Source organism: Polynucleobacter sp. es-GGE-1, from assembly GCF_018882005.1.
GTDB lineage: Bacteria > Pseudomonadota > Gammaproteobacteria > Burkholderiales > Burkholderiaceae > Polynucleobacter.
Window position 1 is genome coordinate 16,812 of sequence record NZ_JACVPE010000007.1, and the last position, 13,137, is coordinate 29,948.

The 13,137-nt window shown below is 45.9% G+C and carries 11 protein-coding genes; 6 read left to right on the forward strand and 5 right to left on the reverse strand.

All coding sequences use genetic code 11. From position 1 onward, the window contains the following. Positions 1–107: 107 nt before the first annotated feature. The 3 genes from ICN35_RS06530 to ICN35_RS06540 all read left to right on the forward strand — a co-directional run bounded on the left by ICN35_RS06530 (position 108) and on the right by ICN35_RS06540 (position 7,592). Positions 108–3,086, forward strand: coding sequence for a PD-(D/E)XK nuclease family protein (locus ICN35_RS06530; RefSeq protein ID WP_216125473.1), 2,979 nt, complete (start codon positions 108–110; stop codon positions 3,084–3,086). Beyond that, positions 3,083–6,649 (forward strand): UvrD-helicase domain-containing protein, encoded by a 3,567-nt coding sequence (locus tag ICN35_RS06535; protein ID WP_370625665.1) that lies wholly within the window; start codon positions 3,083–3,085, stop codon positions 6,647–6,649. Before ICN35_RS06530 ends, ICN35_RS06535 begins: the two co-directional genes overlap by 4 nt. A gap of 121 nt (positions 6,650–6,770) precedes the next feature. Beyond that, positions 6,771–7,592: a M48 family metallopeptidase gene (locus tag ICN35_RS06540; protein ID WP_216125482.1), complete on the forward strand. Its 822-nt coding sequence runs from the start codon at positions 6,771–6,773 to the stop codon at positions 7,590–7,592. A gap of 96 nt (positions 7,593–7,688) precedes the next feature. On the opposite strand, the gene ICN35_RS06545 is transcribed toward ICN35_RS06540, so the two are convergent. Both ICN35_RS06545 and ICN35_RS06550 read right to left on the reverse strand, forming a co-directional pair. Next, entirely contained in the window at positions 7,689–8,639 is a 951-nt protein-coding gene (locus ICN35_RS06545) for a tripartite tricarboxylate transporter substrate binding protein (protein WP_215295041.1), read from the reverse strand. Then, positions 8,636–9,703, reverse strand: coding sequence for a tartrate dehydrogenase (locus tag ICN35_RS06550; protein WP_216125484.1), 1,068 nt, complete (start codon positions 9,701–9,703; stop codon positions 8,636–8,638). The genes ICN35_RS06545 and ICN35_RS06550 overlap by 4 nt, the downstream gene beginning before the upstream one ends. Before the next feature lie 221 nt (positions 9,704–9,924). Here ICN35_RS06550 and ICN35_RS06555 point away from each other — a divergent pair, with 221 nt between their 5' ends. The 3 genes from ICN35_RS06555 (at position 9,925) to ICN35_RS06565 (ending at position 11,981) form a co-directional block, all read left to right on the forward strand. Continuing rightward, a complete protein-coding gene (locus ICN35_RS06555) occupies positions 9,925–10,410 on the forward strand; it encodes a LexA family transcriptional regulator (RefSeq protein ID WP_215320889.1) in 486 nt (161 codons plus the stop codon). Next, positions 10,407–11,717: a Y-family DNA polymerase gene (locus ICN35_RS06560; protein ID WP_216125486.1), complete on the forward strand. Its 1,311-nt coding sequence runs from the start codon at positions 10,407–10,409 to the stop codon at positions 11,715–11,717. The genes ICN35_RS06555 and ICN35_RS06560 overlap by 4 nt, the downstream gene beginning before the upstream one ends. Positions 11,718–11,837: 120 nt before the next feature. Next, positions 11,838–11,981: a hypothetical protein gene (locus ICN35_RS06565; RefSeq protein WP_216125488.1), complete on the forward strand. Its 144-nt coding sequence runs from the start codon at positions 11,838–11,840 to the stop codon at positions 11,979–11,981. A gap of 66 nt (positions 11,982–12,047) precedes the next feature. Here ICN35_RS06565 and ICN35_RS06570 read toward each other — a convergent pair whose 3' ends face one another. The 3 genes from ICN35_RS06570 to ICN35_RS06580 form a co-directional block, all read right to left on the reverse strand. After that, positions 12,048–12,335, reverse strand: a complete 288-nt coding sequence (locus ICN35_RS06570; RefSeq protein ID WP_216125490.1) for an XRE family transcriptional regulator — start codon at positions 12,333–12,335, stop codon at positions 12,048–12,050. After that, positions 12,332–12,679, reverse strand: a complete 348-nt coding sequence (locus tag ICN35_RS06575) for a type II toxin-antitoxin system RelE/ParE family toxin (RefSeq protein WP_216125492.1) — start codon at positions 12,677–12,679, stop codon at positions 12,332–12,334. Before ICN35_RS06575 ends, ICN35_RS06570 begins: the two co-directional genes overlap by 4 nt. 138 nt (positions 12,680–12,817) lie before the next feature. Next, positions 12,818–12,985, reverse strand: coding sequence for a hypothetical protein (locus tag ICN35_RS06580; protein ID WP_215318271.1), 168 nt, complete (start codon positions 12,983–12,985; stop codon positions 12,818–12,820). Positions 12,986–13,137: the final 152 nt, after the last annotated feature.

Sequence of the window (13,137 nt, forward strand, 5' to 3'; positions counted from 1 at the left end):
AGGCTTATTTAGCTACGCATTTAGCGAGTTGGTTAATTGTGGCGTTACAGAGCTTATATTAGCAATAAGCGAAACATTCTGCTCAAAATAGATAAATTACTCCATTCATGCTTCACCCATTCCCGACAATTTCCGATCAAAAGCAAGTGCAGCCATGGGCCATCACGCCTGATGCTACTGCGCTGGAACAGTTAGCAAGGGGTATTTGGGATGGTGCGGCGCAAACCCAGCAGCGCCCCTTAGTGGTACTCAGCACTGCAGGTCCCCTCATCGGAGTGAGGGCAGCACTTGAAAAATATCGACCGCAAAATCTCGATCCCGAGATTGCATTCTTGCCGCAAGTGATTAGTTTTGCCGATTGGTTGGAAGCAGCGCCAGGCGCATGGAAATTTCCAAAAAAACAAACGGATTTAGAGAGATGGCTGGGTGTCTACACCACTTTGCGTAAACATCCAGAATTGCAAGCGTGGTTTAAAGCGGAGAGTGAAACTGGCGCATGGGGGTTAGCGCAAGCGATTGTGGAAGCATGCGACACCTTATCCAAAGCAGTGTTCCCACAATTACAAAAACAATTCCATGCATTGATGCAAGAGGATCAAGCTAAGCAGAGCAATATTGGTGAAGTCTGGGGTGATCAAGCGCAAGCATTATTGGATATGACCGTTGCCAAAGTCTATTCCGGGATGGCGCGAAAGGTGGTTGATCAAGAAACCAAAGTCTTGCTCACCTTCTGGCGCTATACCGCGAGCATGAGCGATCCAGTATTTCGGAATCAGTTTGCAATGGTGGCACACCTTGAAGCTATCGCAGCCGCTCAAGAAGTAAATCAAGCAAGACCTCTCATTTGGGTAGAGACTGCCGATCCCACGCCAATTGACCAAGAGATTATTAGCAACTTACTGAGTGAGTATGCCCAATATGCGCCCGTTGTAGAGGTCAAGATGGATTGGCGCGATGTGGGCTTGTGGTCAGAAGCGATTTGCATTGAAGTGCAGGCAAAGGCTCAGGCATTAAGCAATGCCAAACGCACACAAAGCAAAGCGTGGCGTCTGATCTCAGCGAAACGCTTCGAAGAACTGGCTTGGGCCGCTGCTAAAACTATTGAACAACATCTTATCGATGGTAAGACCAAGCTAGCACTCGTTGCGCAAGATCGTTTAGTGGCGAGAAGGGCGCGAGCACTGCTGGCAAGATTGGGTCCCGCACTGAATATTCGTGATGAGACTGGTTGGAAGTTATCGACAACGCGTGCAGCGGCAGCCTTAAATAGTTGGTTGGAGCTCATCAAAGCGCCTAAGGATGGACCAAGTGCAAAAGCATTACTCGAGTTTTTACAGAATCCCTTTTTTGATCTTGGAAAAGTTCTCAACCGAGATCCAGATACCTGCACTGGACTCATTGCAGAATTGGAAGATATCTTGGTGGCAAGCAAGGCCGAGTCTGGTTGGAAAACCTTCCACCTAGCTATTGAAGGCGCGCAAGAAAATGCGGCCAAAACTTCAAGCAACTTGCCAAGTGCTGCTTTATTGGAGTTATTGCAGTTTGTCAGAGAGCGACATCATGAATGGCTGACGCTCAAGGTTGATTGCAATCAGGCTTATAGTCTGTTGCAAACCAATCTTCAAGATACAGGTATGGCACAAAGCCTTCATCAAGACTCTGCTGGTAAGCAACTATTAGAGGTGCTCAAGACATTTGATTTAAGTAAGACGCAGTATCAAGCAGCACCTATTCGTTTAAGCGAGTGGCTGAGTTTGCTCAAAACCGTGATTGAAGGCGCAAGCTATCAAGAAGTTGGCAAGGAAGCTCAGGCAACTCTCAGCATCTTGCCACTGAGCTCAACGCGTCTGCGTGACTTTGAAGCAGTCGTAGTGGCAGGTTGTGATGAACAGCAGCTGCCAGCGTACTCAGAGCCGCCCTTATTTTTTTCAGATGCGCTCAATCAACTCTTAAAGACTTCTACCGTTGCAATGCAGTTTGTGCAGCAGGCGCGAGATCTTTCTCAACTGTTAGTGTCATGCCCCAAGGTTGATTTGCTTTGGCAAAGTAAGAGTAATAACGGAGAGCCGCTGAGACCAGCAGCATGGCTGCAGCGCTTACAAAATCAGCTTAGATGGCAGGCTATTCCCACACAGCTCAAAAAGCGAGCCTTTCAATCTAGTCCGATGGATATGGCGGTTGCGCATTTTGAAGAAGCATTGCCCATGCCCTTATCGATCAGTCCGAGTGCCTATAAGGCTCTTCGCGATTGTCCATATCGCTATTACGTGCGTAGCTTATTGGGCTTAAGAAAGAACAAAGGTTTTGATGAGGGCTTTGATGCTTCCTTAGCAGGGCAGACCTTGCACAAATTACTCAAGCGTTTTTATCAAGCACTGAAAACTCAAGAACACACCAATCCGGCCATCAAGACAGATCAAGATCAAAGACGCGCCTGGATGGAAAAGAGTCTTACCATTCATTCGGAACAAGAGTTTGCTACTTTGATTGAAGGCGATGCCAGAGTGATGGGTACATTGCGAGATTGGCAAAAACAAATCCCAAGTTTTATTGATTGGCAATTGCAACGCGAGCAAGCGGGCTGGCAATATTTTGACGGCGAAGTCAAAGTTGGCTTTGATCTACCATTTAAAGATGCCGAAGGCGCTCCTAAAACGATTCGCATTGAGGGCTTTGCAGATCGCTATGACGTACAGGTCGGTGATAACGCGCTGGCCTCAGTGATTGATTACAAAAATCAACGCTTTGAGAGAGTCAAAGTACGCGCGGAGCATCTTTTAGATGACCCGCAATTATTGATCTATGCCCGTGCTGCTAACGAAGAGCAAGAAAATCATAAGCTCACGGGTCATGTAGTTCAGCAGGCAGAGTGGGTGGCGCTAAAAGCTGATCTTTCCAAGGGTGACCACAAAGCATTACGAGGTCAAGAGGTAGTCGATATGCCAGCCATGATGCAGCAGTTTTCTGAGCAAATCACAGAAGATATAGAGCAACTGTGGGCTAAAAAGCCCATGCAAGCATTTGCGCCTGAAGGGGTGTGTCAATACTGTGAAGCGCGGGGTATTTGCAGAAAGGGGATCTGGTGAGTGATCCGCTAAATATGCAGCTCAATGCGCAGATGAACATACTTCCTGAGAAGCAAGCTTATTCAGAAAAGCTCGCCTGTGACCCCCAGCGTTCAGTCATTGTTTCTGCCTGCGCCGGCAGTGGTAAGACATGGTTACTCGTAGCAAGAATGGTGCGACTCTTACTTGATGGTATTAAGCCTCAAGAGATTCTTGCATTAACATTTACACGCAAAGCGGCACAAGAGATGCGTGATCGCTTATATGGATTGCTAGAGCAGTTCTCAAAAAGTGATGACACCCCTTTAATAAAGGAGCTCATCGCTAGAGGTATGGAGCCAGAGCAAGCGGAGCAATCTTTAGCGAAGGCTAAAGTGCTCTATGAGCAAGTGCTAGCAAACCCACAGCCAATTGTGATCGATACCTTTCATGGTTGGTTTGGCAGATTACTCGGTGCAGCGCCGGTGTCCTTGGGGATTCAGCCAGGATTTAAGTTGCGTGAAGACGCCAAGCGCCTGCAAGAAGAGTGTCTTGATGATTGGTGGGGTGATCTCACACCAGAACTCAAGGCGCATTATGACGTCTTGCTGAACCATCTTGGCTCACACGAGACACAAAAGCTTTTAATGGGAAGAAGCAGCCTCTTTAAACAGAGGGGAGCATGGAGTTTTTTTGCGAAGGATTGCAAACAAACCGGTAATAGTCCAATAGAGCGTTTAAAGCAAACGCTACCCAAACTCAATTTACCTAACCCATTAATTGCGCAGTGGGATGCGCCAAGCGCATTAGCTGATCTGGAGTTTTTAGCGCATTGCCTGAAGAATAGCAGTACAAATGATCAAAAGCTATTACCTAATCTATTGCCAGCCATTGCATGTAAGCAGCGTAGCGGCAATGTGATGGATATTGCTGCTACCTTGCAAAGTGTCTTCTTAACAAAAGAGCCAGTGAAGTACCGAGCTGGCAACGATAGCGCTTTGAGCGCATTACAAACCTTTTTAAATAACGAAGGGATGTCCGACCGAGTTAGTGAACACATCAGCTTTAAGCAGTCTTGGGGTCACACTTTTGAGGAATATCTCCTCTGGCAGGCAGAGCAGGATGTCTTTGCCATGAACGAGGCCTGGTTTGCGCTCAATCAATCGATGATGGCGCACGCTAATGCCGCAAAAGAAAATATGCGCGTGCGTGACTTCGATGACTTAGAAATTGGCGTGAGCATGCTAATGGATGATTCCGCTAACGCTGCTTATCTACAGTCACGCTTAGATGCTAAATATAAACAAATCCTAGTGGATGAGTTTCAGGATACCAACCCATTGCAATGGCAAATTTTGCGAGCATGGTTAGCAGGCTATAGCGAAGGTGATGAGAAGCCTAAAGTGTTTATTGTGGGTGATCCTAAGCAATCGATTTATCGTTTTCGTCGTGCGGACCCAAGATTATTTGTGAGTGCAAGAGCGTTTTTGCATCAGAACCTAGGCGCAGCTTACATAGAGCAAGATAAAACACGTCGTAATGCAGATCAAATTAATACAGCGGTCAATATGATCTTCCAGAGTGAGCAGATTCCGCCAGAATATCCATATACCAAACAAGAAACTCTGTGGTCTAGCCCAACAGACCATCTGCCCATAGAGACTTATGCCAAAGAGGGTGAGATTTATTTACTTCCTTTAATACCGTATGCAGAAAAAGTTGAAGCAGTACGAGAGGGCAGTGCTTTTGATAAAGCGATTGCAGACTCTAGCGAGACGGTTGCAGTGGTTCAGCGTCAACAAGAAGGTGCATTGGTTGCTCGTCTCATTAAAGAAATTATCGCCACCCGTAAAGTGGTAGACAAAGAGGGGGGTAAAGAGTTTTGGAGAGAGGCAAGAGCAAGTGATTTCCTCTTATTGGTCAAGCGCCGTAAGTTTTTACCTCAATATGAGCGGGCGCTGCGTGAAGCAGACCTTGCGTATGAGAGCTCGCGCTTAGGTGGTTTGTTAAATACACTTGAGATCGATGACCTGATTGCTTTATTAACTGTGCTGGTGACCCCGCGTCATGATTTGCCATTAGCCCAAGTATTGCGCTGTCCCATCTTTGGCTTTACTGAAAGGCAAATGCAGCAGTTGGCTGTTGCCATGACATCAGGTCAATATCGTTCTTGGTGGGATGCTCTGCAAGATAGTCAGGATGCAAAATTACAGTTTGCAGCGCGTTATCTCCAGCACTGGCATTTACTCGGTGAGCGTCTACCAGTGCATGACTTATTAGATCGTATTTACCAAGAGGGTGATGTGCGCCTCAAATACGCCGCCGTCTGTCAGGATCTTGATCGTCCACAGGTATTGGCAAACTTAGATGCCTTTTTGGAAGTGGCGCTGAATCAAGATGGCGGTCAATACCCAAGCCTGAGTCGTTTTATTCAAGAAATTAATGCCAAGCGTCGTGGCGATGATGATGAAACACCTGATGAGGGTGATGTTGATGCGGCAAGTGATGACAATTTAGTCGACATTGATGAAGAAAGTGAGATGTCAGAAGAAGATCGCCATAAGCGTGTGCGCTTGATGACGATCCATGGAGCAAAAGGATTGGAATCTCCTTTTGTGATTATGTTAGATACCAATAACACCGATACCAATGTGGACTACAGTGGGGTATTGATTGATTGGGCGCCAGAAGAAGAGAGTCCTTCCCATCTATCTCTCTTTACTTCCAAAACATTAACTAGCCCTCGCGCTGAGATCAACGAAGAAGAAAAGCGTATTGGTGAAAATGAAAACTGGAACTTACTTTATGTGGCGATGACCCGTGCTCGCCAAGGCTTATGGATTAGTGGCGATGCCCAAAAACCCACTAAGAATAATCCCGATGGTCTAGATAAAACGTCTTGGTATGGCAAGGCCAATAATGCTGAGTTAACGATTTATCAAGTTAACCAGGATCAGGTTGATAAGCCTAAAGATGTAACAGTTAAACCAAAGAGCGCTCCAGAAAGTGCCGTTGAAGATTTTGTCTTGGAGTGGAATCCGGCCCAAGAAAGTCATGCTCAATTACTACGTGATATTCAGGATGGCATCACGGTAGAAGTATTTGCTGGTGCAGGTGAGCAAACATCAGAACCTGATCCAGAGATCTTAGAGGAAGGTACACATTTTCATAAACTGTTGGAGTTTGTCACTGCCGACTCGACTAAAGCACGAGCAACACAGATGCCAAGCGAGCAAGAGGTGATGAATTGGCTTGGTATAGATCAAGCCCATGCCCAGAAAGTGATCGAGCGCGCCCAGACAGTATTAGAAGCGCCAGAGCTCAGCAAGTATCTGACCTCAGGTCAATGGATTGCCGCGTGGAATGAGTTAGATATTGCAAGTAAAGAAGGTAAGAGCTATCGCATGGATCGCTTGGTCGAGTTAGATGACTACATCGCCATTATCGATTACAAGCTCACCATTCCAGCAGTGGGAACTGAGAAGTATGAAAAATATCGCGAGCAACTCCAAAACTACCGGGCTGAGTTAAGTCGTATCCGCAAGGACAAGCCTAATAAGGCTTATTTAGTTTCATCAGAGGGCAGGATCCACGAAATTTGCTAGGCTAAATAGCCCGTGAAGACCCTTGAATTGCACCCAAAAGCCCCCATATAGGAGGGGAATAGCAAAAATCCCGAAACTAGGGATAATGAAATTCGCAAGAAACATCCTATAAGGAGTCATCATGAAAATGCGTAATCTAATTAATGTACTTGCTGGTTTATTTGCCGCTACGGTATTGCTTGCTAGCAATCCCGTATTCGCTGAGGCATCTTTGCCAGAGATATATCAAGCCGTGCAATCTGGGCAGTTGGCTAAAGCTGATGCCATGATGAAAGAGGTTTTGCAGAACCATCCTAATAGTGCCAAAGCGCACTATGTAGCTGCTGAGCTTTATCTCAAAGAAGGTAAGCTCGATGCCGCACGCAATCACTTTGTCAAAGCAGAAAATCTTGCGCCAGGATTGCCATTTGCTCAACCGGAGTCTGTACAAAAACTCCAAGTGCAACTCGCTAGTGGTGCAGCAGGCCCTGCCGCTGCTCAAGGCTCAATTTTTAGCAATCCAATCTTTTGGGGTTTGATTGCGATCTTGGTAGTAGGCATCATTATTGTGATGAGACGTCGTAAGGCTGAGGCTGTGCAGGTCTACAACGCACCTAGCGCTGGTTACCCTGGCACTCCAGGTGGTCCTCCTGCTGGTTATCCAGGTGGTCCTGGCTACCCTGGAGCTCCAGCTGCAGGTGGCATGGGAAGTGGCTTGATGGGTAGCTTGGCTACTGGCGCTGCTTTAGGTGCTGGCATGGTTGCTGGTCAAGCCTTAGCAAATAATCTCATGGGCGGTCACGATGGCGGCCATTCCAGTGCAAACCCGAATCCGAACCTCACTCAAGTTGGTGGCCCCGCATCTTTAGATCCTAACTTTGGTGTGAATGACGCCAGCTCTTGGGATGATGGAGGTTCTAGTTCGTGGGATGACGGTGGTGGCGACTTTATGAGTGATGTCTGATTACATGGGAGTATGGCAATAGTAAGCGCCTAATAAAAAACCACCGAATCTCGGTGGTTTTTATTTGAAGCAACAGTCATTAATATCTAACAAGCCTTACTTAATCATGCCCGCGTTCTTAGCATCTTCCATAGCTTGAGCCGTTTTCTCTTTTATGAAAGCAGGCATCTTGGCTAACGGTACATCTACCAATACAAATCCAGACTCTTCCAGTTTCTTTTTGGTCTCAGGATCGGCATTGAGCTGCGCAAAGTAGTCAGACATCTTTTGCTGTAAGACGAGTGGCGTGGCTTTTGGCAAAGCAACGCCGCGATAAGCACCGTCAACCCAGTTCAGACCCAGTTCTTTAAAGGTAGGCACATCTGGTAGCGCAGGGTTGCGTTTTTCAGTGGCGATCGCAAGAGTACGTACTTTGCCTTTTTGCTGAATCGCTAATGGCAGGTAACCCATCGCACCATCGACGTGCATCCCAATTAAAGCGGTAATCAAATCACCGGTACCTTTAAAAGGAACGTAATTGATTTTGACGCCCGCCAGTTTGTTCAAACGCTCCACTGCCATGTGGTTCGCTGAGAACTGGGCTGAGCCTGCTAAAGACATCTTGCCAGGCTCTTTTTTAGCTGCCGCAATAAATTCTTGATAAGTTTTGTAAGGGCTATCTGCAGAAACCATTAAGGCATCGGGCGTGAAGTGATAGTAGTAGATGGCATTAATGTCTTCAGTCTTGTACTGAATGCCTTCTTGCAGAGGTTGCAAGATCGTATGGGGAATATTGACACCCACTACCGTAGTGCCGTCAGCAGGATAAGTATTCAGAGCACTCCATACTAGAGCGCCACCAGCACCAGCACGGTTAATCACCACCATCGGTTGTTTAAATTTCTTGGCAGAGATCTCAGCTTGGTAGCGTGCTACTAAGTCAGACTCCCCAGCAGGTGGGAAGGGAATGATGTACTGAATCGTTTTGTCTGGGAAGGGTTGGGCGCCTGCTCCCGACAGCAATCCAAGCGAAATAAAACAAGCACTCATGAATTTAATCAACTTCATTTAGAGATCTCCTTGATAACAGCATTCGTCACATCACTCATCATGGCGGTGCCACCTAAATCACGAGTATGTAACTTCGGATTAGCGGTCACCTTTTCAATGGCGGCCATTAACTTGGCGCCTAAAGTTTTTTCACCCAAGAAGTCGAGCATCATCACGGCAGACCAGAAGGTGCCAATGGGATTAGCAAGACCTTTACCCATGATGTCAAAGGCAGAGCCATGAATCGGTTCAAACATTGAAGGGTAGCGACGCTCTGGATCAATGTTGCCGGTGGGTGCAATGCCTAAGCTACCTGCAAGTGCAGCAGCTAAGTCACTGAGTACATCAGCATGCAGGTTAGTCGCCACAATGGTGTCTAAAGACTCAGGGCGATTGACCATGCGTGCGGTAGCAGCGTCGACTAATTCTTTATCCCAAGTGACGTCTGGAAAATCTTTAGCCACGATATTAGCGATCTCATCCCACATCACCATACCGTGGCGCTGCGCATTCGATTTAGTAATCACCGTGAGATGCTTGCGAGGACGTGACTGGGCTAACTTAAAGGCGTAACGTTGCACACGCTCAACTCCAACACGGGTGAGGATGCTCATATCGGAAGCCACTTCAATCGGATGGCCTTGGTGTGCTCTGCCACCTAAGCCAGAGTATTCGCCTTCGGAGTTCTCACGCACGATCACCCAATCGAGTTGATCCGGTTTGCAATTGCGTAGCGGAGTTTCAATACCAGGCAGAATGCGAGTAGGGCGCACGTTCGCATATTGATCAAAGCCTTGGCAAATCTTTAAACGCAATCCCCACAGCGTAATGTGATCCGGAATCTTTGGGTCGCCAGCTGAGCCAAACAAGATGGCATCTTTGGAGCGTAAAGGATCAAGACCATCCTCGGGCATCATGATGCCGTGCTTACGGTAGTAGTCACCACCCCAATCGAAGTGCTCAAATTCAAAAGCGACTTCAGGATGTTTTTTGCTTAAAGCGTTTAAAACCTTTTCGCATTCAGGAATAACTTCTTTGCCAATTCCATCGCCTGGAATAGATGCAATTTTGTACGTCTTCATGTGTCTCCTACTGTTTTTTATATAAGCTACTTCAGCAGTAACTTCTAGAGCCATTATGCAATCGCTTGCCCCTAAGTTTCCTTAGGGTGAACTCGGGTATGCCCATAAAAAGAGGGGTGAAATGGCGCCCATAGCCCCAAAACAACAAAAACCACCTCATTTTTACGGTTTTTACATATACTGTATAAACATACAGTATATTAACGACTATGACGCAACAAATGAGCTCCCCAAAAGTAACCCTTAGCCAGGCCCCACAAGCCTTAGCTGGTCATTTTGCCGCCTATGAGTTCAAGCTCCTGAGTCATCGGATTTCTGCTGGGTTCCCCAGTCCAGCGGCAGATTACGCTGAGGATGGCTTAGATCTCAATCATTACCTAGTACAAAACAAACCAGCCACCTTCATGTTCACTGTGAAGGGGGATTCGATGCTGGGCGCGGGGATTTGCGATGGCGATAAGGTAGTTGTGGATAAAGCCCTCAAACCAAAACACAAAGACATCGTGGTAGCAGTGGTAGATGGTGAATACACCATCAAGCGCCTCTATCAATTACGTGGCCGCATTGAACTTCAACCTGAAAACCCCAACTATCAACCCATCACCTTTAGTGAAGGTAGTGAGTTGCAAATCTGGGGTGTCGTCGTTGGCGTCGTGCGTAAGTACAGCAATGCCAGCACAAGATATAGCAAAGGGAGTAAGCAATGAGTACCTATTCACCATCAAACTCCTTATTCGCCTTAGTCGATGTGAATAACTTCTATGTTTCTTGCGAACGGGTGTTTCAGCCTAAGTTAGAAGAAGTGCCGATGGTGGTGCTCTCAAACAATGATGGTTGCGCGGTAGCGCGCAGTGCCGAAGTCAAGGCCTTAGGTGTAAAGATGGGAACACCTTGGTTTCAGATGCAAGATCTGGCAAAAAAGCATGGCATTCAAGCTTACTCATCAAATTACACTTTATACGGTGATATGAGTAACCGCGTAGTGCAAGTATTGCGCAGCTTTACACCTCATCTTGAGGTTTACAGTATCGATGAGAGTTTCTTGCAAATTGAGACTGTCTTAAAACCATATCAAGACACGATTGAGTTAGGTCAAAAGATTAAACAGCAGGTCAAAGACACCACTGGCTTGCCAGTATGTGTTGGGATTGGCGCGAGTAAGACCTTGGCTAAGCTGGCCAATCACTTAGCTAAAAAACACAAACAGTTTTCCGGTGTGTGTGATGTCAATGCCATGAATAAAGAAGAGCTCTATCAGTGGATGAGTGAGACTGAGGTAGGTGAGGTGTGGGGTATCGGCAGGCAAATTGCCAAGAAACTCAAAGCACAACATATTCATAGCGTGTTCGATCTCTTGCAAGCTTCACCACAGGCAATGCGTCAGCAGTTTGGTGTGGTGATGGAGCGCCTTTGTTATGAACTGCGAGGTGTCTCTTGTCTCAGGCTAGAAGAAGTGGCGCCAACCAAACAACAAATCATTGCCTCCCGCAGCTTTGGTAAGTTGGTCACGAGTCAGGCAGAGCTGGCCCAATCCGTCGCCACCCATGCAGCGCGGGCAGCAGAGAAGTTAAGAAACCAAGATAGTGTGACGGGCGCGCTCACAGTATTTATTCAGACAAATCCGTTTAAGCAACATGAGCCACAGCATCATCAAAGTGTCACGATTCCACTATCAGATGCAACAGATAACACGCTGACGTTAACCAATGCAGCACTGGTAGGCCTTCAACAAATTTATCAGCCGAACTTTCGTTACAAGAAGGCGGGCGTCATTCTTAATCTGATTAGCGATAAGCCAACGATTCAGCAATCCCTCTTTGAAGATATAGAAAGTAAAGGTAAGTCTGCACACCTGATGAAAGCTATGGACCAGATCAATACTCGTTTTGGTAATGCGGTAGTCAGATCTGCAGCTGCCGGTACAAACGGTAGCAAGCAAGTATGGCAAATGCGCTCAGGAAACAAGTCACCAAACTACACCACCCAGTGGGATGAATTACCAGTAGCTCGTTAAGAAAAAGAGATGAAAAACAACAGTAAAACTAAGTATTGATTACTAGCTCATTTCGTGAGCTTTTGAACCACTAATCTGAATACATAGCAGCAAATTAAATAGCAAACAAGGAGAAAACAAATGGAAACATTGAGCAATCTAATGAACAACTTTAATGGCATCTCATTGGCCGTGATCATGATTCTGTCTTATTGCGCTGTGTTGAAAAACACCAAGCGTCATGAGGGTGAAACAAAGCAAGTATTTAATCGCAGATATCAGTAAAAGATAGTAAATGCAGTAGGTAGAAGGGGAATAAGGAAATCACGGATTCCTTATTCCCTTGCTCTTTTAGGCAGCCTTCAGTTCAAACTTAATAATCTTTCCCAGGGCAGTCGCCGCACTAGCAAGCGTAATGAGTGTCAGGCTGGTATCGCTCTCATCAAGTAGGCGATTTAGGGCTGCACGGCTAGTATGCATTTTCTTAGCCATGGATGTTTTAGTGAGATTTTGTTTTTCCATTTCTCGCTCTATTTGCCACGCTATAACGCGTTTCACTGCAATAGCAGTCGATTCCTCAAGAAGGGACTCCTCCCTTAGGAAATCGTCAAACTTACTGCCAATATTTTTTTTCTTCATAAACGTTTCCTTAACTGCTTAACTCTGGACTTTGCTAGATCTAAATCTGGTTTTGGAGTCTTCCGTTGCTTTTTTATAAATGCATGGATCAAAACCATGGCGTCACCATCCAAAACAAATAACACTCTGGCAATACCACTACTCAACTTGCTTCGAACCTCCCAAATATCGTTATCAACATATCGCACTAGAGGCATGCCAAGAGGCCAACCAAATTGAACAGTTTTAAGATCTTCACCCATTATTTTCTTATCTTTAGTAGATAGTGCTTTTAACCACTCCCTAACTGGTTCATTACTTGTATCGGAAGCAAAAAAGTACACATCTAGGATTGGAGTTTTCATCCCAATAGCGTACCAATATTGATACATATATTACATCAGAAATTACTGATTTGCTTGTAGGAATAAATGATTGATGAGTTAATGCAAAAAAGAACTCCTTATTCCCTAATTCTTTTTAGACTTTGCATAATGACTGCATTAGTAATCAAAGTCACAATCATCATCGTAAAAACGATAATCTAATAGGATGTCTTTACGCGTCTTATGTTGCCAATGCAGCCGGTCTTTTAAAGCGTCATATTTAATGGTGTCGGCGTACTCATTAAAATAGTCATCATCTTCAGAGTGATAGTGGTGAATCCGCATCATTACCTCCTAGCGTTGTTAGGTTTTTGACCCAAAGACTGAGGAGCAATCTAAAAACAAGCGGTAAACCAATCAGTATTTCGCTCCGCAGATCTAATGCTTGTGCGAAGTCTGAGTAAACTGTGATGACATGTCTATCAAAAAGTAGAAAA